A 19,516-nucleotide genomic window follows, 5' to 3' on the forward strand; every position below is an offset into this window, starting at 1 on the left:
CTTATCTGGATCTGGTTGTTGAGATGGCTATACTCCACCGAGTATAGATAATTTTTTCCTATTTTCCAGTTTGTGGCTCCATGTTTGAATCTCCGAACATTTTGACTTTACAGATAAATGGGAGCCTTTAGCTGTCCTTATGGCGGGCCAGTGTTCGGTAAACTGTCGGTCGTGACACCGAAAATAATTCAGCCAGGTCGCTGATCGAATATTGCCCGGTTTCATGCATTCGGCACAGCTCTTTTTGTTGTTTATCAGACAGCTTGGGTTGTTTCCCCCGCAGTTTTCCTTTCGCCCGGGCAATGGCCATTCCTTCCCGGGTACGAAGACGTATCAGGTCCCCTTCAAACTCGGCAAAGGTAGCCAGCACGTTGAAGAACATTTTCCCCATCGGGTCTGCCGGATCATAGAGGCTGGTTCCCAGCGCCAACTTCACTCCTCTGGCCAGTAGGGCATCGGCGATCTGACGCGCATCAGGAACCGAACGGGCCAGCCGATCAAGCTTCGGTACCACTAAGGTATCTCCGTTGCGGACAGCAGCCAGGGCCTGATCCAGTCCGGGCCTCTGCCGATTTGAACCGGTCAGCCCTTTATCCATGTAAATTCTGTCTGGGGAGACGCCGAGTTTTACCAGCGCCTCCTGCTGGGCGGTTAAATCTTGCTTATCAGTAGAGCATCGGGCATAGCCGATCCGTATTTCAGTCATAAATGTGTACGTTTAAGGGGCCATGAAAGAGATTGATACCGTACCAGTTATATGAGACAACGTCAGCAGTGATTTTTCCTGGGGTACAAAAATTAATTTTTACTGTCCGTTGAACGATCCTCTTACGGACATGATTTTTCGGGGTCAGGATGACAACTCGTGGTAAAGCGGCAGGCCAAAGTGAACGACTATCGGTTTTAAACGATGCCGAACAGGAGGCACTTTATGGCCTCCCTGATTTCGATGACGCTCAGAGGCTGGAGTTTCTGGCTCTGGATGCATCTGAACTTGCACTGGCCTGTAGTCGTCAGGAACTTCATGCTCAAATCTACTGCATTCTGCAGATCGCTTATTTTAAGGCCAAACATCTGTTTTTCCGCTTCGGGTGGAATGATGTTAAGGACGACTGCAGTTTTGTTCTGAGTCGTTATTTCCACGGAGAGTCGCTTCCGGATAAACCTATCTCTAAACACGAGCGCTATGCTCAGCGAGGAAAGATCTGCGCACTGTATGGCTGGCAGCCGTGGTCCTCGACGCTTTATTTACCACTTGAACAGCAGGCAGCTCACATTGTACATCGTGATGTGACACCTGGTTTTGTCGCTACCGAACTGATTATCTGGCTCAACGAGCATAAAATCATCCGTCCTGGTTACACCACGCTGCAGGAGCTGGTGAGCCGGGTTCTTTCTGACGAAAGGCAGCGGCTGGGGCGTATTCTGACGGAAAAGATTGATGATGCCACCATTGCCGGCCTGGACAAGCTTATTGAACGTGATGATACCCTTTCCCAGCTCGCGGTACTCAGACAGGATGCCCGTGATTTTGGCTGGCGTCAGATGGTCCACGAACGCGAGAAACGAGCTATTCTCGAACCTCTGCACCGTAAATCCTGCGACATCTTACCGGTACTGAATATTTCTCAACAAAACCTGTTGTATTACGCCAGCCTGGCAAATTTTTATACCGTTTACGATCTCCGCAACCTGAAGCCGGAGCAGGCCCGTCTTTACCTGCTGTGCTATGCCTGGGTTCGTTATCGCCAGTTCAGCGATAACCTGGTGGATGCGATGTTTTTCCATATGAAACAGCTTGAGAATGAAAGCCGCAGTGTGGCTAAACAACTTATGGCTGATGTGCAGGAAAAACACCGACGGGAAACGTCTAAAATCGGACGTCTGCTGTCGCTTTATGTTGACGACAGCGTTCCGGACCCCACCACCTTTGGCGAAGTCCGCCGTCGTGCCTGGAAAATCATGCCGCGTGAGACGCTGAAAACTACCGCACAACGCATGAGTGTAAAACCCATCAGTGAACTGGCTTTGCAGTGGCAGGCCGTGGACGGTATGACGGCATTAATCCGACGTCACCTGCGGCCATTATATCTGTCACTCGACCTCACCAGCGTGGTTCAGAACAGCCCGTGGGATGAGGCGCTAAGCTGGCTCAGAATGGTGTTCAGCAAAAAGCAGACGCTCTCGCAGAGACCACTGGCGGAATGCCCACTGGAAACGTTACCCAAACGGCTACGCCCATTTTTGCTTGAATTCGGCGAGGATGGCGAGCCCGCAGGTCTGAATGCCGGGCGCTATGAGTTCTGGCTCTATCGTCAGATAAGAAAGCGTTTTCAGTCGGGTGAATTCCACCTCAATGACAGTCTCCGGCACCGTCATCTTTCTGATGAACTGGTACCAGAAGGGGAACAGGCCGCTGTGCTGGCTGAAATGAACATCCCCTTTCTGCAAAAAACCATTAAGGTGCAGCTAAAGGCGTTGGCGTCTGAACTGCACCGGCAATGGAAAGTGTTCAACCGCGAGCTGAAGCAAGGGAAGCTGAAACACCTGGAATACGATAAAGAAACACAGAAACTGACTTGGCATAAATCCGTGCCCAGCCGTCATAAGGCACTGGAAACGCGTTTTTATGAGCAATTGCCATTCTGCGATGTGACCGACGTCTTCCGCTTTGTTAACGAACAGTGCCGGTTTTTTCCCGCTATGAAGCCACTGCAACCCCGTTACGCCAAAAAAGAAGCCGATACAGATAGCCTGATGGCGGTCATCGTTGCCCAGGCGATGAACCATGGCAATCATGTAATGGCGCGAACCAGCGATATTCCGTTTCATGTGCTGGAAACCACATACGAACAGTACCTTCGGCTGGCGTCGCTGCTCACGGCCAATGACTGTATTACTGATGCCATAGAGGCACTGCCGATTTTCCCGCACTATTCATTTGATCCGGATACTCTTTATGGTGCCGTTGACGGGCAGAAATTTGGCGTTGAAAGGCCGACAGTTAAAGCCAGGTATTCACGTAAATACTTTGGTCGCGGTAAAGGCATGGTGGCCTACACGCTGTTGTGCAACCATATTCCTATCAACGGATACCTGATTGGTACAAACGACTACGAGGGTCACCATGTCTTTGATATCTGGTACCGCAACACCTCAGGTGTGAAACCCACGGCCATCACCGGTGACATGCACAGTATCAACAAAGCCAATTTTGCGCTCCTGCACTGGTTTGGCCTTCGCTTTGAACCTCATTTTACTGACCTGAACAAGCAACTGCAGGAGTTGTACTGCACCAGAGATCCATCAGCATATAAAAAATGCCTGATTCAGCCTGCCGGACAGATTGACCTGAACCTTATCGCTCGTGAAAAAAGCAATCTCGATCGCATCGTCGCTACGCTGGGGCTGAAAGAAATGACGCAGGGAACGCTGATCCGCAAATTATGTACGTACACAACAACCAACCCGACAAGACAGGCGGTATTTGAATATGATCGGCTGGTTCGTAGCATTTACACGCTGAAGTATCTGCGCGATCCGCAACTGGAACGCAATATCCGTCGTTCCCAGAACCGGGTTGAATCTTATCACCAGCTACGTGCCGCCGTCGCCAAAGTCGGCGGGAAGAAGGAGTTAACCGGGAAAAATGATATTGAAACGGAAATCAGCAATCAGTGCGGGCGGTTGATCTCCAACGCGATCGTTTATTACAACTCCGCGATCCTGTCGCGATTACTGGAGCGAATAGAAGCCGAAGGTAACGACAAAGGCGTTGAGGCTCTGACCCGGATATCGCCGGTGGCCTGGCAGCACATTTTGTTGAACGGGCATTATACCTTCCAGAACAGCAATGAAATTATTGACCTAGATGCGCTGGTTGCCGGGCTGAAACTGGGGTAGCGGAAATTTCGGCGGTTCCGGCGTAGAACCCCGATATAAAAGGTCGTACTGCACGAGGGCAAAAGTGGATAACGCAGTTACTGCAGAAAACGTGCAGAGAGCCGATCGCCGAAAAGCATGACGGCAAGTCCGATCAGCATGACAACCATTCCCCCCAGCCTGAGTAACGAAACCGGACGCCGCACAGCGCCCAGCAAGCCAAAATGGTCAATCATCTGCGAGGAAAGTAACTGTCCGACAATCGCCAGCCCGAGCAGAGCTGAAAACCCGATTTTCGGCGCAAGCACGACATAGCTGAACAGGGCACATGCGCCTATCATTCCGCCCGCCAGACTCCAGAGGGGTTGCGACGGGATCGCCGCTAGCGATGTCATCAACCCACCCCGCAGCAGCGCGTAAATCCCCAGACTGAACGCGCCCGCCGTAAATGAAAACAGCGCCGCAGTGACCGGGTCGCCGCCCAGTCCCTTTGCCAGCTGGCTGTTCAGGGTCGTCTGCAGGGTGATCCCCAGACCTGCGGCAAAAGCGATTACGTAATAGATCATGCCCATGCTTTTCACCCTGGTCAGTCGGCCTGCACCAGCGGCAGGAAGGTGTCAGCAAAAATGTCAGGCTGGTAGCCAGAGGCTGCAAAAAGGTGCTCACGCGACTCATCAATCGCCGCACGTAGTCGCGCGCTGTCTACGCCCAGCACCTTACCGTTCTGTTTAACGATGCGTCCGCCGATCATGACGGTGTCGATGTTGCTGCGCTCGGCGGCATGAACCACCGTGCCAAAGGCATTGCCGGACGGGTAAAGATTGAGATCACTGACGCTAATCAGCACCAGGTCGGCTTGTTTGCCTGGCGTCAGGCTGCCCACTTTGTCCTGCAGCCCTGCACAGGCAGCGCCATCAAGAGTCGCGGCTTTAAGGAGTTGCGCCGCCGGAAGCGTTTTCAGCGCATGTTCAGAATCGCAGCACTGCTGCTGATGCATGCCCATCACGCGCTGCAGGTAAAAGGCGACGCGCATCTCCATAAACATATCGGTGCTGTACGACGTTTCATTGTCTACGCTCAGGCCAGGGTTGATGCCATGACGCTGCGCGGCCTCAATGGCGAACATCCCGCTTTCGATGCCATAGTGCGAATCTGAGCGCGGGCAGACATTCACCCGGACACCGGCCTCCCGTAGAATTTTCCATCCCCGGTCGGGCAGCGCCGTGCAGTGATTGAAAATATTGTCCGGACCCAGCAGCCCTTGCTGATGCAGCGACTCAAGTTCAGACCCCATCTCAGCGCCAAAGAACTCAGTGACAATCGACAGTCCCAGCCTGCGGGCCTCGGCCCACAACTCCGGCTCCAGCTGGGCCATGACGGCGAGAGAGACCAGGCTTTCAGGGTTGTCGGTGAAATACTTATCCTGCAGACGCTGCCAGTTTCCCGGCCAGTGGGCTTTATCCCATTCGCCAGCTACCGGTGCGCCGGAAGCATGAATGGCACGAATGCCGGTATCAAGCAGGGCCTCCACGGCGGCATCGGAATGCGCTGCGGTTCGGCTGTTGTGCGAGTTATCGATCATCATGGTGATGCCCGCGTCAATAGCGCCCAGCGCCGTCAGCAGGTTGCCAACATAGATATCGGCAGGACGGTAATATTTAGCGAAGGAGAAGTGCGTGGCGTTGCTGTAGTCGTCCAGGCAGGTGGCGTTTGGGTTAATGCGGCGCAGCTGTCCTTCCCATGCGTGACGATGAGAATCGACCATTCCCGGCATGGCGATCATGTTGGTGGCATCAATGACATGCGCACCCTGCACATCAAGGTTCTGGCCCACGGCGGTAATCGTTGAGCCGTTGATGAGAATATCGCCGCGCTCAATGTTACCGACGTTCCCGTCCATGCTCAGTATCGTCGCGCCACGAATCAACGTAGCCCGTGAAGTGACATTCTGATTGTTAACAATATTTCGGATGTAGTCGGTCATTAAACCTGCCTCTTTCCTGATTAATGGGGAAACGATACGCCACGTCATTAGCCTAAAAAAGATGCTTAAAACGTTTTCATAATTCATAATTCGCGAATAATCAGACTCACTTTTACCCAGGAGCAGGACGATGGATCGGATTCAGGCTATGCAGGTCTTTATAAGAGTTGCTGAAGCCGGAAGCTTTGTGCGCGCGGCAGAGACACTGTCACTGCCAGCTTCCACCGTCACCAGCACGATTAAAAATCTGGAGAGATACCTGCAGGTGCGTCTGCTTAACCGGACGACGAGGCGGGTCAGACTCACTCCTGAAGGCCTGCAGTATCTTGGGCAGTGCCGGGAAATCCTTTCACTGATTGAACACACGGAATCCAGCCTGACCGATTCCGTCAGGCGGCCCCAGGGGCGACTGCGGATAGATATGCCCGGTGGGATCGCCCATTTTATCGTCATGCCGAATCTGAAAGATTTTTACCGGCTCTATCCGGATATTTATCTGATGATTGGCGTCAGCGACCGGCAGGTTGATCTTGTTCAGGAGGGTGTGGATTGCGTCATCAGAACCGGGGAATTAACCGACTCCACGCTGGTTGCCCGTCCCCTTGGCCGGTTTCGCTGGGTGACCTGTGCCTCGCCGGACTATCTCAGGGAGTACGGTATCCCTGAGATGCCGGAAGCGTTGTCGCAGCATCGTGCGATCCATTATTTCTCCGGTTCGGGAAGACGGACCAATGAACTGCGTTTTACGCGTGGCACTGAGATGCTTTCCGTTCCGGTAGAAGGAGACGCAGCCGTTAACGAAACGGGACTCTATATCAGACTGTGTCTTGAGGGTTTTGGGCTGGCGCAGCTTGCTGAGAATGTGATTTCGGAGAATCTGCAGCAAGGCAAGCTGGTCGAGGTTCTGGCGGACTGGCAGCCACCTTCAGTGCCGGTGACGATGCTCTATCCGCATCAGCGTTTTCTCTCTCCCGCAGTGCGTGCTTTTGCTGACTGGGTCGCCGGGCTTTTTAACGATGGCGCAGGTCAAAAACGGTCTTCTCTGTAAAAGGTCGCCTTAAGTAGCAGGAATATTTATCGGAACGATAATGGAGAGTATCCACAGCAGGAGAACAGAGCGCTCTCCTGCAGTGTCAGCAAATTCAGCCCGGCTGCTGTGCCGGTTCCAGGTGTGCATTTCGTCCGGCAGCCATTCCTGTGCAGGCACCAGCGACCGCGATTGCTGCGGTCATCAGTAATGGCAATGTCCAGCCTCCGGACAACTCCTGTACTTTGCCCAGCAACAGCGGACCCATCGCCGCCATCAGATAACCGACGCTCTGCGCCATGCCTGACAGCGCGGCGGCGTCACCGGCATTTTTGGTACGTAGCCCGATGAAGGTCAGGCCCAGCATCATACTGGCACCCGAGCCGAAGCCGAGAAGAGCAGCCCACAACATCGCCAGATTTGGCAGGTATAGGATGCCGATAAAGGACGCAGCGGTTAACAGGCTGACGCCGGCAGCGGCTGCTTTCTGATCGTTGAGGCGATGCAGCGTGGCCGCCAGAATCAGGCCGGGAATAGCTGTGGTCAGCTGAAGAATGCCGTGTACTTCACCGGCCTGGGCTGAGGAGAGTCCACTGTCCGTTAGAATGGCGGGTAGCCAGCCGACAGCAACATAAAACGGCATCGCATTCAGGCCCATAAACAAGGTGACCTGCCATGCCAGAGGCGAGCGCCAGACCGCGACGGTCGCCGCTTTTTTCTCACCCTCTCCTGGCAACTGATGCTTCATCTTTAACTGGGGCAACCATAAAAGCAACGCAAGCAGCGGTGCAATAACCAGCATGGCTAACGCGATGTTCCAGCCCCAGCCCTGCGTCAGAGGAATGACAATGGCTGAACCAATAGCACCAGCCGCGCCCATGGTGATGGAATATGCCCCCGTCACGGAAGCCACGTTGCCAGAAAAGTCACGTTTGATAAGGCCAGGCAGCAGGACATTGCCGAGGGCAATCCCGATACCTATCAATATGGTTCCGCCATAAAGCGCCCAGACACTGCCTGCGGAGCGAAGCAGGATGCCCGCTGAAATCACGGCCAAGGCACCAAAAAGGGTGCGTTCAAGACCGTACTTGTGTGAGATGGATGCGCTCAGCGGTGAAAAGGCGGCAAAGGCCAGCAAAGGCAGCGAGTTAAGCAACCCAACGGCAGTAATACTTAGCCCAAAATCATGGCGAATAGACTCTAAAACGGGTGCGATAGCGGTAAAAGGAACACGCAGGTTGATAGCTATAAAAAGGATGCCGGTCACAAGTATGATTGAAGACCACTTGTTCGTAGTGTGGGACATAAATTTTGCTTTCTCTGGTAAAAAGAAAGACTTTAAAGGACGCATGAGTTACAGAATATAGATAATCTGACAACATATAACTAAATCATGCCAGTTAATAAAAAACCGGTGACCTCACCGGATGAGTTTAATGCCGATGCTTTCAGTCAGGCTGCTATCGCGCTGCATGTATCATCGTCAGGCGAGTATGCAGGTCAGAGTCCGCACTCTCACCGTAAGGGACAACTTATTATCTCTTTGCGCGGTGCAGTGAGCTGTGAGGTTGAGGATGCGCTGTGGCTTGTTCCACCGGGACATGCTGTCTGGGTTCCGGGTAAAATTCCCCACAGTTGCCGGGTCACGAAGAATGCAGATACCTGCTTTTTGTTCATCGAACCCGGCGCGGCAGCGATGCCGGAAATCTGCTGTACCCTGGCGATGACTTCTCTGGTCCGCGAGCTTGTTCTGTATCTGGCAGAGCAGGGACAGGCTTATTCTCCTGACAGTAAAACTGCCAGGCTCGCAGCGGTGCTGCTGGAGCATATTCCGGATGTGCCGGTTGAAGCGCTCCATCTTCCCGTATCCGATCATCCTAAAATCCGGAATATGGCGGAGGCACTTTTTAATGAGCCTGATGATCGGCGAACGTTAAAGCAGTGGGCTGCACATCTGGTCACCAGCGAACGATCGCTGGCCAGGCTGATAAAAGAGGCGACAGGAATGAGCTTTGGTCGCTGGCGTCAACAACTGCATTTGATGATTGCCCTGAGCCATCTGGCTGAAGGTCAGTCCGTGCAGCGTGTAGCCGGAACGCTGGGATATGATTCGGTCAGCGCGTTTATTACGATGTTCAGAAAAGCGCTGGGTAAATCACCGACGCAATATTTTTCGTCTCTAAACTAATGCAAAACAACACAAACCGAATTTTTATAAAGAACGTCAACGTCCGCTGTTCGCTCTCAGCAGACCTTCAGCGTCACGTGTTTGTCTGCTGTGTGCCATAAGCGGACATCTGCGTTCTGGGCCAACACAAACGGGAGAGCGAGAGTAATTTTGTATTAAATGAACGTACCTGTCATCTGTCAGGTCTGAGAGGCACCCCCGTCTGCGAACAGCTCTATACCATTCACATAACTTGAGGCATCACTGGCCAGGAATGAAACTACAGAGGCTATTTCTTCCGGCTCTCCGATACGTCCCAACGGACTTTTAGCGGTGAGGAAGGCGATCCCCTCTTCGGCATTATCGCCAAATGCGGCTCTGAGAGACGCTGTATTCACAGGACCCGGGCTGACAATGTTTATGCGTATACCCGTCCCGTGCAGCTCTGTAATCCAGCTTCTCACCATGTTTCTGACTGCGGCTTTGGTCGCACCATAAATACTCATGGTGGGTCCCGGGTCTGCTGACGCCGTCGAACCAATGATAATCACGCTCGAACCCTTTCCAAGCAGGGGCATAGCCTGCTGAACAGTCAACACAACACCTTTAACATTTGTGGCAAACTGATCGTGGATCTGTTTTTCAGTGATTTCACCAAGCGGAGCATGGACCCCACCGCCGGCATTAGCGACAAGAATATCAATGTGGCCGAATTCCGTTTTAACCTGTTCATAAAGCGCATCAATACTAACCTTGCTGCTGACGTCAGCCACAATACCTTTTACATTTTTCCCCAGCGCCTTTACCGCCTCCTGAAGGGTTTGTGCATTCCGGCCAGTGATAATGACATCTGCGCCTTCGTCGCTCAGATCTTTCGCTATAGCCAGACCAATACCGCTTCCGCCACCAGTGATAACGGCGAACTTTCCCTTAAATGTCTGATTCATAATTGCACCTTGTGGCTTGTTGTAGTGGTCACTATATTCAACCTTGAACAGGCTGTCACTAACTGATTGTAGCGTTCACTACAAAAAAGTTTTAAGATGGCATTCAGAAATACTTCTGATGCAAGGGAAAAAACCTATGAGCGATACCGAAAAAACAATAAAAGCACCCAGGCGGATATTTGACAGAGAGTCTGGCGTGCAGACGGCTAAAGCGCTGTTTCATCAGCATGGTTATGATGCTGTAGGTATCACGGAACTGACAAAGACGCTGAACATAAATCCTCCCAGCCTTTACGCCGCTTACGGTAGTAAAGCAGGGCTGTTTGAACGCTGCCTGGATCTCTATGTTGCAGAAGGAAACCTGCCGGCTGACAAAATTCTGACTCCGGGCAGGCCGCTGGATGAGGCGGTTGCAGATCTTTTTATGACTGCTGCACGTTTATACGCCCGATCCCCGGTCCAGCGAGGCTGTCTTGTGGCTGAAGGTATGCGTGCCGACGATCCGCAGGCCCGGGAGCTGGCAAGTCGCTATGGTGAGGCAGGAATTCAGTTTATCAGAAATTATATCCGGCAGTATGAACCTGCACGGGCCCGCGAGCTTTCTGATTATGTCGTGACAACGCTGCGGGGCTTTTCTGCAGCCGCAGTAACGGGACTGTCAAAAGCCAGGTTAACTGCCGTGGCTCAGCTGGCCGGTCAGGCATTCAGCGCTCTCCTGGAGCCAAAAAATGTTTAACTAGGAAATAAAAGTTATGTCTGTTATCGACCATGTTGAAATTGCTGTAAAAAATGCTCAGGTATCGCTCAAATTCTTTGAAGCAGCTCTCGCTCCGCTGGGGTTCAGCCTGATTATTTCTGTGCCTCCGGAGCGTACTTTATCGGGAGGTGCCCGGTACGGGCTGGGCCCGGAGGGATATCCGAGGCTCTGGCTTCATGATAAAGACATAACTGGCGCTTCAACACATCTGGCTTTTGCTGCCAGTGAGCGGGACATAGTCGACGAATTCTGGCGTGCCGCTCTACAGGCAGGCGGTATAGACAATGGCGCGCCGGGAATTCGCGATCATTATCATTCACACTATTATGCGGCTTTCATCCTTGATCCTGACGGTAATAACATCGAAGTCGTCTGTCAGGAAGGATGAGTAAGAGTGCCGGCCGTCACTTTGCGAAATTGAACTACGTCTGAGTTACTGCGTGTTGGGTTTTCCTGGCTGCTACCCACGGAGTGAAATATCTTGAGGTGAGTTATTGCCTCGTTGCGACAGCAAAATTCACTGTCGCATTAAACGTGGTGATTCAGAGAGCTTTCTGCATCATCAGCGTCGTTCCGGAGACTTGCAGCGTCTTTTAAAGGAGAGCGGCCAAAGAAACGGGCGTACTCACGATTAAACTGGGGCACGCTGCGATAACCCACCTCCATGGCAACAGACGTGACGCTCTGCTGACGCGCCAGTAATTTGGTTCTGGCATGAAGAAGACGGACGCGCTTCTGATACTGGACCGGACTCATGTTTGTCACAGACTTAAAATGACGATGAAAGGCCGATACGCTCATGGCCTCCTGCCCGGCCAGTGATTCAACCACAAATTCATCAGCAAAATTATGTCTTATCCAGCGAATCGCATTACCTATCCGCGCCAGCATGGTTCCCGGTGAAGCAATATCCCTCAGCATCCAGCCATGTGGGCCTTTCAGAACATGATAAAGGATTTCACGTTCATACACCGGTGCGAGAGCAGGGATATCTTCAGGACTTTTCATCAGGCGAAGCATTCTTACCCAGGCATCCAGCAGTTCGGGCGTGACGGCAGCAACGGAAAAAGCACCCGACTGTGAATCAGCCTTCACGGGAGGTAAATCAGCCAGCAGTGTCGCAATCCGTTCCGGCGTCAGGGTCAGGCTGACCGCGAGATACGGCTCACCGGTTGCCTCGGGATGGACTTCGCCTACGGCTGGCAAATCTACTGACATAACAAAGTAAGAAGCAGGATTGTAGTTGAATACCCGGTCTCCCACCGTCATGGATTTACTGCCTCGCAATATGAGATTAACCATCGGCTCATAGACCGCAGCCAGTGCATGTGCGGGAACGTTACCCTGCACCATGGCCACACGGGGGATACCGGTTTCGGTTCGCCAGTTTCGGGCATGAGCGGCCAGAAGACGCAGCTCGTCAAGCAGGGGTTCCAGTATCAAAGTCAGCCTCCTCAGTATGATGATTAAAGCGAGCATAAAGCAGAAAAAGGCAAGAATCGAGCAGGAACGCAGAGGTTGACCTGTCCGGGAAGTTTTATCCTTTTTCTATCGCAGACAGAAAGGATGAAATCATGAAAATTGTACTGGTTACCGGCGGCAGTGGCGGGATCGGCGCCAGCGTGGCGCAACAGTGCGCGGCTAAAGGGATGGGGGTGATTGTGACTTATAACAGCCATCCTGAATCTGCCCTGAGGGTTGTGAAGGAGATTGAGGCTTCAGGCGGCCGTGCCGTTGCGCTGCATCTGGATGTGGCTCGCACCGAAACTTTCGGCACTTTCCGCGACGCCTTACTGGACATAGTGAGTGTCACCTGGGAACGTGAGCATATTGACGTGCTGGCCAACAACGCCGGGTTTGGGCTCTTCAACCCGATTGAAACGGTGACGGAGAGTGAGTTCGACAGTCTTTTTGCCGTACACCTGAAGGGCCCTTTTTTCCTGACCCAAAAGCTGCTGCCTCTGATTTGCGATGGAGGGCACATCATCAACGTTACCAGCGCCACCACGCGCGTGGCTACGGCAGGTGTTGCGCCCTACGCTGCCTTTAAAGGCGGCCTTGAAGTACTGACCCGCTATATGGCCAAAGAGTTCGGGCCGCGGCGCATCCGGGCAAACGCAGTCTCTCCGGGTGCAATCCGTACGCCGCTTGGCGGAGGACTGAATGATGAATTTGAGACTCTGCTCGCCTCACAGACCGCGCTGGAACGCGTGGGAGAGCCGGATGATGTCGGCCGGGTTATCGCAGGCCTGGTCTCTGATGACAGCGTCTGGATTAACGCACAATCCATCGAGGTTGCCGGCGGCTACCAAATCTGAATCCTTCCGGAGGTTTTATGCTCGATCATCTGTTTTTAACGGTCAGCGATACAGACCGTTCTGTCCGTTTCTATACGGAAGTGCTTGCCCCTCTCGGCATCACGGTTCGTCATGATTATGACGGAAAAGAGGGGCCGCCCGGCCACCCGGATTTGAAAGGGTTCGGTGCTCAGGGCCGGATCTTTTTCTGGCTACGCGAAGGAACTGTTGCGCCAGCTGCTGTACATGTCGGGTTTGTCGCGCGAAATCAGACAATGGTGAATGAAGCCTATGCTTCAGCCATGCGTGCCGGCGCGTCTGACAATGGCGCACCCGGTGCCCGGCTTCACTACGATCCCCGCTACTACGCCGCCGGCGTTTTCGACCCCGATGGCTACAGCCTGGAATTTGTTTATAAAGAATGGCAGCACCCTCAACCATGAAAACATTACTGATTTATGGCGCCACCGGTTACACGGGACGCATGACCGCCGCGCAGGCTAAAAGTGCCGGCCTGAATATTATTATTGCCGGCAGAAACAGGCAGCGACTGGCCGCACTTGCCGGTGAACTTGACGTCAGTATGCGGGTATTCGGCCTGGAGGACGCTGCTGAAACCGCGCTGCAGCTGGCAGGCGTCGACATTGTGCTGAACTGCGCCGGGCCGTTTACTGCTACGGCAGAACCGCTGATGAAAGCCTGTATAGACCAGAGTATTCATTACCTTGATATCACAGCGGAAATTAACATTTACAGGCTGGCTGAGTCACTGGGAGAAAGAGCGGCGCGGGCCGGGAGTATGCTACTGCCGGGCGTGGGCTGGGACGTGGTACCTACCGACTGCCTGGCCGTTCGCCTTGCACGACATGTACCGGAACCACGACGGTTGCGTATAGCATTACAGGTGGCCGGAACGATGTCCCGGGGGTCTGCCGTCAGCGCAGGCGAAATAATCGCAGCCGGCCTGCTGGAACGTGTTAACGGTATTCTGATGACGAAAGAGGATGCGCAGCCCGGCTGGTTTGATTTTGGTGAAGGCCCTGTGGCCTGTGCGCCGCTTTCCTTTGGCGATCTGGTGACGGCATGGCATTCAACCGGTATTCCGAATATTGAGATGTTTGTGCATGTAACAGGGGATGCCTTTCCGCAGGGTGATTTGTCCCTGCTTCCTGAAGGACCCGGGCAGGATGAACGCGATGCAAATCGCGCACGCGCTGTTGCTGAGGTCACCGGGGCTGACGGGAGGGTCCACCGGGCTGTGATCGGGACGGTTAACGGATATTCCTATACGCCGCTTGCGGCCACAGAGGCTGCGAGGCGTGTCCTGAACGGTGACAGTTTTCCCGGTTTTCAGACACCGGCGATCGTTTTCGGTAGTGAGTTTGCGCTGAGTATTCCGGGTACGTGGCTCCAACTGTCCTGACTTTATTAATAAGCTGCACCGGTCAGCATTGAGCTGGCCGGTGCCCCGCATTGCCGTTCTGGCACTGATGGCTGACGGGTATAAAAAAGTGAAGTCTACTACGCTCTCTCAGTCTGCGAACTGTCGATAGGCGTGCCCACATGAAACTGAAGTGCACCCATCAAACGGGGAACCACGTTGCGCGATGTAAACCGCCACTGGCCGTCGTGTTTTTCAAAACTGTCGTAATACCGTCCTGTGCATACGGGCTGCAAAGGAAACCCCTCCAGTTCCTGATGCACGGTGAAATAGCTGACGCAGGTAGCTGAATTACCGGAAGGTGAAACATCTATCAGCACATTAGAAACGTTATGCCACGTCCGGGGAGTTCCGTCCTTATGACGCTGAACGCCACGGTTAAGAAACTGCTCAACCTCTTCACTACCATGAGCCATATCACTAAGAACAATAAATTCAGCATGTTTAAACAATTCGGCATTCTCAGCAAATTTCCCGTCATCCAGGTTGTGGGCATAGGTAGCGAGTAACCGCTGAATTTCTAACTCATCGAAATAATGCTGTTCATTTTCTGCACGAACGGAATTAATCATAATTTGAACTCCTAAGGTCAGGGTTGAAATGGATCCGCCACGCACCAACTAGGCGAACCACATTAAATATTGCCGTTGAAAATCAGCGCAACAGGTCCACTGCCGACAGGAAGCATCTGTGCCGGACCAAATCGTGGCAGCAGGGCCGGTTCCCGCAGAAGGGAGGACTGCTATGTTGCCCAAAAATATTCCTTCTCCAGTAACAACAGTCAGATCTGAGATGCGCCGCCATCGGCAAAAATTTCCGCGCCGTTGATATAACTGGCATCATCACTGGCGAGGAAGATAACAGCTTTTGCTATTTCTTCTGTCTGGCCGATGCGGCCAATCGGGCTGCGGTCACGCAAAGACTGCAGGATGGCGTCAACGGGATCAGGAAGGAAATCGTGTAAGGATTGAGTATCCACCGGTCCGGGGCTGAGGATATTAATGCGAACGCCAGCACCTTTTATGTCCACAATCCAGCTGCGTACCATTGCACGTAAAGCAGCCTTGGTGCCTCCATAAACACTGAGGCCCTGACCGGGATTAATGGATGCCGTTGAGCCCGTGATAATAATGCTGCTTCCTGGTTTCATAAGTGGTAATGCTTTCTGAACGGTAAACGTGACACCCCTTACGTTCGTTGTGAACTGACGATCGAACTTCTCCGGGGTAATCTGCCCGAGGGGTTCAAATTCGCCCATGCCGGCATTTGCTATCAGAATGTCAATGCGACCAAACCGGGACAATATTTGCTTATAAAAATTATCCAGTTCGGAGAGGCTGGATACATTCACCTGAAACTGACTCGCATCCGGTCCAAGAGTACTGAGTGCAGATTCAAGTTTATTCTTGTCCCGCCCGGTAATGATCACAGTTGCACCGAGTGCTGCTAATTCCTGTGCGATCCCAAGCCCAATGCCAGATGATGCGCCGGTCACAACCGCGATTTTGTTCTGAAAAGAGTGAGTCACTGTGTATTCTCCTCATTGCCGTGAGTTAGGTGTATAGTGATCACTACACGTAAAAGTAAAACACTGCAAGTTAAAAAATTAACATAAATTAAAAAAATATTTTATATCAATAATATGGATATATAACTTTATGCTGATAATTTTAGTGATTACTACAAAAATGGATTCAGGAAGCAAATTGAAATAAGAAAACAGGTTGCGATGAACTGCATTTGATCGCGAAGCATTAGTCGCAATTGCACAGGCACACTTTCATGAACATGGCTATGACGCTGTCAGAATTGCTGACCTGAAGCGGGCGCTGAATATCAAGCCGACGGATATCAAGGTACACACCTGACTATTCATCGATAATCATGAGGGTCCATACAAGACAACGGTCAAACGTGACGTAAAACAGTCCAAATCCGGTAAAACCATTCAGACGTGCCGAAATCATCAGGAGCTTTTTTCAGGATTCTTGCCGGAGTAAAGGTAGCAGAAACGGCTATCTCGCCTCAAAATGACGCTAAGGCGCTCTGCAGGGGGCCGCCCAAGGAATTTTATGTCTAATGTGGCATAACTACCCTATCGCCATGATTTTGACGTCCGCTTCTCGCTCATAGCAGACCAAGAGCGATTCGACGGCGGTTTTGTGCCAGAAGCTGACTTCATCATTGGGCTGCGAAGCTGTGGCCGCTCCTCAACACAGCCTGGGTGCCTGGATAAGCGGCGGCACCCCAAGCTGAATTGCGCGACTAAGCGCGGATTCATGTAACGCGGCAACATGTGAACTGGCTTACATTTTTGACCTTCATCACAATTTATAGTGACGCCATGGTTAAACGACGCATCTCATTAACATGGCATCGATTAAGGACGTAGCAAAAAAAGCGGGGGTCTCTACTGCTACCGTATCACGAGTGTTGAATCACCACCCCAGTGTGATGCCGGAAACACGTCAAGCAGTACGTGATGCAATGGATTTCCTGTGTTATGTGTCAAGTAAGAGCGCGTTTCAGTTGAGTGGTAAATGTTCCGGGCTGATTGCCGTGGTTGTGCCAAACCTTGTCAATCCTCACTTTTGCGAGTTACTGGCGACGTTTGAAGAGGAAGCAAGGTACATTGGAAAATCGGTGATCGTTAAGACCCACCAGAATCAACCTCTGCAGGATAAGCAGATCATCCACGCTTTAATTGGTATGGGGATCGACAGTTTGCTGTGGGTTCCGACAGAAGCAGAGGCCGAACTTTCGGAGTGGTTAACCGCCACCCATATTCCGGTTGCGGTGGTGACACAGGTTTCACGCTTTTTTAATTCCGTCTCTATTAACCAGGGTAAAGGTGCGGAAAGTATCGCGGAACACTTCATACAAAGCGGGCATACCACATTTGGCTTTGTTGCCCAGGAAGGTGTCGATAATCGCAAGGTTTACGCCTGGAGTAAAAAAATTACCGGGCAGGGGTTAAATCTGGCTAAAGAAAATCAATTCTGGATAGCGAAAGGTGAAGGGGAAAAAACATCTGGCCATATCGGTATACTGGATGAGGTTATCGAAAAGCTGTCTGCCCGGAAAAATGTGTGCACATCTCTTTGGGTCTATAATGACGTTGCCGCCAGTTATATTATCGACGGGTTAAAAGAAAAAGGCGTGGCTGTTCCTCAGGATATTGCTATTGCCAGTTTCGATAATACCTTGCTGGCGCAAACGAAAGGGATAACCAGCGTTGCCCAGCCGATAAAAGAAATCGCACACCTGGCATTTCAGATGGTTAATAACGAGAAGAAACAGGAGAGCATCGAAATGTATGAAATTGTCTCCCGGCTGATTATCCGCGAGAGTAGCGTGACTATTAATATTACGACGCTTTAATATCTGCATGTCTCCATTTAATGTTGTTGGAAATTTATTACCAGCACTGACTCTGGTGATAATAACCAGCGTCTAAATTTTATGACCGGGCACTATTGAGGTGATTTTATGTCTGCGACTGCCATGGAAAAGCAAAGCGCTTACGGAAAGCTGCGTCTGAAAGAAAAGATCGGTTACGGTATGGGTGACGCCGGATCCTGTATGATCTGGAGCGTACTGGCGCTGTATCTGACATGGTTTTATACCGATGTCTATGGGCTGGCTCCCGGCGTCGTAGGAACATTATTTCTGGTGATCCGTATTTTTGACGCCTTCAGCGATCCGATCATGGGGGCGATTTGCGATCGTACACAAAGTCGATGGGGTAAATTCCGTCCCTGGCTGTTGTGGATGGCGGTGCCATTTGGCCTGGGCGCCATACTGATGTTCACCACGCCCGACCTGAGCATGAACGGAAAAATCATCTATGCCTGGCTCACTTATCTGATTATGTCGTTGATTTATACCGCTATCAATATTCCCTATTGCTCGGTAGCGGGCGTGATTACACTGAACCAACAGGAGCGGCTGGGCTGTTTGTCATGGCGTTTCTTTCTGAATGGCCTGGCGACGCTTATTGTATCTTCCTCCATTTTGCCGTTAACCGACTGGCTGGGTAACGGCAATCGCGCATCCGGCTTTCAGCTGACGATGATGATCATGGGTGGTGCCGCGACGCTGATGTTCCTGTTCTGTTTTTCCAGTATTAAAGAGCGCGTTGTTTCGATTAAGTCCAACGACTCGTTAATGAAAGACCTGAAAGATATCGCTAAAAACGACCAATGGTTGTTGATGATTTCAATTACCTTTCTGAATGTTTTCCCGGCGTTCATTCGTGGCGCTGTCACCATTTATTATGCGACCTACGTGATGCAGGCCTCCGTCGGCTTTATTACCTTTTTTATGGCGCTCGGCGTCGCCTGCAATATGCTGGGCAGTGTCATCGCCAAACCGCTGACCGACCGTTTTGATAAGGTTAAGCTGTTCCGCAATATTAATATTATTCTCGGTATTCTTTCCTTCGCGCTGTGGTTTGTCGACCCGAAATCCCTGGTGCCACTGCTTACGCTCTTTGTGATCATTAATATCCTGCATTTAATCCAGTCCGGCCCTATTCTGTGGGCGATGATGTCAGACGTTGACGACTACGGCGATTGGAAGTTCGGCAAGCGCCTGACCGGTATCTCTTTTGCCGGTAATCTGTTTATGCTGAAAATGGGATTGGCGGTAGCCGGGGCGATCGTTGCCTGGATATTGTCATATACCGGTTATATCGCCAATAAGCCGGAGCAAAATGCACAAACTATCCAGGGCATTATTATCATGTTCTCGCTACTGCCGATGGTGAGTTATTTTATCAGCGCATTTATGGTGCGCTACTTCAAGTTGAACAACATTTTTATCGAAAAGATAAAAGGCGATCTCGCCAAACGCGAACTGGAAAAGGGTGCGCTTCAACCGCAGGCGCTTAAAGATGTTCCCGTCCATTAAGGTCAAGCAACGCCGCGTATTGACGTATGGCTAAAAGAAACAAGATCTGAAAGTAAGCGGGTTATTCAAAATAAACATGGCCCTGGATCATTATGCGTATTGT

At 51.8% G+C, this 19,516-nt stretch carries 18 protein-coding genes; 10 read left to right on the plus strand and 8 right to left on the minus strand.

The genetic code is table 11. The features are described 5' to 3' along the window. Positions 1-127: 127 nt before the first annotated feature. Positions 128-706, minus strand: a complete 579-nt coding sequence (locus TAN611_RS07315) for a recombinase family protein (RefSeq protein WP_105230961.1) — start codon at positions 704-706, stop codon at positions 128-130. Between the two features lie 149 nt (positions 707-855). On the opposite strand from TAN611_RS07315, the gene TAN611_RS07320 reads away from it, so the two are divergent. Next, entirely contained in the window at positions 856-3,903 is a 3,048-nt protein-coding gene (locus TAN611_RS07320) for a Tn3 family transposase (protein ID WP_105230962.1), read from the plus strand. A gap of 77 nt (positions 3,904-3,980) precedes the next feature. Here the strand turns inward: TAN611_RS07320 and TAN611_RS07325 are convergent, their stop codons facing one another. Together TAN611_RS07325 and TAN611_RS07330 are read right to left on the minus strand one after the other, a co-directional pair. Beyond that, positions 3,981-4,454, minus strand: a complete 474-nt coding sequence (locus TAN611_RS07325) for a DMT family transporter (RefSeq protein WP_004958554.1) — start codon at positions 4,452-4,454, stop codon at positions 3,981-3,983. A gap of 14 nt (positions 4,455-4,468) precedes the next feature. Beyond that, complete coding sequence (locus tag TAN611_RS07330; RefSeq protein ID WP_039991723.1) at positions 4,469-5,866, minus strand: amidohydrolase family protein; 1,398 nt, start codon at positions 5,864-5,866, stop codon at positions 4,469-4,471. A gap of 130 nt (positions 5,867-5,996) precedes the next feature. On the opposite strand from TAN611_RS07330, the gene TAN611_RS07335 reads away from it, so the two are divergent. Further along, positions 5,997-6,914, plus strand: a complete 918-nt coding sequence (locus tag TAN611_RS07335) for a LysR family transcriptional regulator (protein WP_105230963.1) — start codon at positions 5,997-5,999, stop codon at positions 6,912-6,914. 94 nt (positions 6,915-7,008) lie between these two features. Here the strand turns inward: TAN611_RS07335 and TAN611_RS07340 are convergent, their stop codons facing one another. Continuing rightward, positions 7,009-8,199, minus strand: coding sequence for an MFS transporter (locus TAN611_RS07340; protein WP_039991721.1), 1,191 nt, complete (start codon positions 8,197-8,199; stop codon positions 7,009-7,011). Positions 8,200-8,286: 87 nt separating this feature from the next. On the opposite strand from TAN611_RS07340, the gene TAN611_RS07345 reads away from it, so the two are divergent. After that, positions 8,287-9,081: a helix-turn-helix domain-containing protein gene (locus TAN611_RS07345; RefSeq protein WP_004958543.1), complete on the plus strand. Its 795-nt coding sequence runs from the start codon at positions 8,287-8,289 to the stop codon at positions 9,079-9,081. A 179-nt stretch (positions 9,082-9,260) separates the two neighbouring features. On the opposite strand, the gene TAN611_RS07350 is transcribed toward TAN611_RS07345, so the two are convergent. Further along, the gene (locus TAN611_RS07350) at positions 9,261-10,007 is read right to left on the minus strand and encodes an SDR family NAD(P)-dependent oxidoreductase (protein WP_004958633.1); all 747 of its coding nucleotides are present in this window, start codon (positions 10,005-10,007) and stop codon (positions 9,261-9,263) included. Positions 10,008-10,143: 136 nt separating this feature from the next. Between TAN611_RS07350 and TAN611_RS07355 the strand changes: the two genes are divergently transcribed. Beyond that, complete coding sequence (locus tag TAN611_RS07355) at positions 10,144-10,743, plus strand: TetR/AcrR family transcriptional regulator (RefSeq protein WP_102991033.1); 600 nt, start codon at positions 10,144-10,146, stop codon at positions 10,741-10,743. Positions 10,744-10,759: 16 nt separating this feature from the next. Then, positions 10,760-11,152, plus strand: a complete 393-nt coding sequence (locus tag TAN611_RS07360) for a VOC family protein (RefSeq protein ID WP_004958640.1) — start codon at positions 10,760-10,762, stop codon at positions 11,150-11,152. 140 nt (positions 11,153-11,292) lie between these two features. Here TAN611_RS07360 and TAN611_RS07365 read toward each other — a convergent pair whose 3' ends face one another. After that, complete coding sequence (locus tag TAN611_RS07365; protein WP_004958642.1) at positions 11,293-12,243, minus strand: AraC family transcriptional regulator; 951 nt, start codon at positions 12,241-12,243, stop codon at positions 11,293-11,295. Positions 12,244-12,338: 95 nt separating this feature from the next. Here TAN611_RS07365 and TAN611_RS07370 point away from each other — a divergent pair, with 95 nt between their 5' ends. The 3 genes from TAN611_RS07370 to TAN611_RS07380 are packed head-to-tail and all read left to right on the plus strand — an operon-like array spanning position 12,339 to position 14,484. After that, positions 12,339-13,082 carry an SDR family NAD(P)-dependent oxidoreductase gene (locus tag TAN611_RS07370; RefSeq protein ID WP_004958644.1) on the plus strand — a complete coding sequence of 248 codons (744 nt, stop codon included), beginning with the start codon at positions 12,339-12,341 and terminating at the stop codon, positions 13,080-13,082. 17 nt (positions 13,083-13,099) lie between these two features. Further along, the gene (locus tag TAN611_RS07375) at positions 13,100-13,504 is read left to right on the plus strand and encodes a VOC family protein (RefSeq protein WP_004958648.1); all 405 of its coding nucleotides are present in this window, start codon (positions 13,100-13,102) and stop codon (positions 13,502-13,504) included. Beyond that, positions 13,501-14,484: a trans-acting enoyl reductase family protein gene (locus tag TAN611_RS07380; RefSeq protein ID WP_004958650.1), complete on the plus strand. Its 984-nt coding sequence runs from the start codon at positions 13,501-13,503 to the stop codon at positions 14,482-14,484. Before TAN611_RS07375 ends, TAN611_RS07380 begins: the two co-directional genes overlap by 4 nt. Before the next feature lie 98 nt (positions 14,485-14,582). Here TAN611_RS07380 and TAN611_RS07385 read toward each other — a convergent pair whose 3' ends face one another. Together TAN611_RS07385 and TAN611_RS07390 are read right to left on the minus strand one after the other, a co-directional pair. Continuing rightward, the gene (locus TAN611_RS07385; protein ID WP_004958653.1) at positions 14,583-15,074 is read right to left on the minus strand and encodes a nuclear transport factor 2 family protein; all 492 of its coding nucleotides are present in this window, start codon (positions 15,072-15,074) and stop codon (positions 14,583-14,585) included. A gap of 209 nt (positions 15,075-15,283) precedes the next feature. Beyond that, positions 15,284-16,030 carry an SDR family NAD(P)-dependent oxidoreductase gene (locus TAN611_RS07390; protein ID WP_004958655.1) on the minus strand — a complete coding sequence of 249 codons (747 nt, stop codon included), beginning with the start codon at positions 16,028-16,030 and terminating at the stop codon, positions 15,284-15,286. Positions 16,031-16,872: 842 nt separating this feature from the next. Between TAN611_RS07390 and TAN611_RS07395 the strand changes: the two genes are divergently transcribed. Together TAN611_RS07395 and TAN611_RS07400 are read left to right on the plus strand one after the other, a co-directional pair. Then, positions 16,873-17,883 (plus strand): LacI family DNA-binding transcriptional regulator, encoded by a 1,011-nt coding sequence (locus TAN611_RS07395; protein ID WP_203067453.1) that lies wholly within the window; start codon positions 16,873-16,875, stop codon positions 17,881-17,883. Positions 17,884-17,991: 108 nt separating this feature from the next. After that, on the plus strand, positions 17,992-19,413 hold the full coding sequence (locus TAN611_RS07400; protein ID WP_203067454.1) for a glycoside-pentoside-hexuronide (GPH):cation symporter: 1,422 nt from the start codon (positions 17,992-17,994) through the stop codon (positions 19,411-19,413). The last annotated feature ends 103 nt before the right edge of the window (positions 19,414-19,516 follow it).

The sequence above is a fragment of the Serratia sp. Tan611 genome (genome assembly GCF_905188235.1).
Classification (GTDB): domain Bacteria; phylum Pseudomonadota; class Gammaproteobacteria; order Enterobacterales; family Enterobacteriaceae; genus Serratia_B; species Serratia_B rhizosphaerae.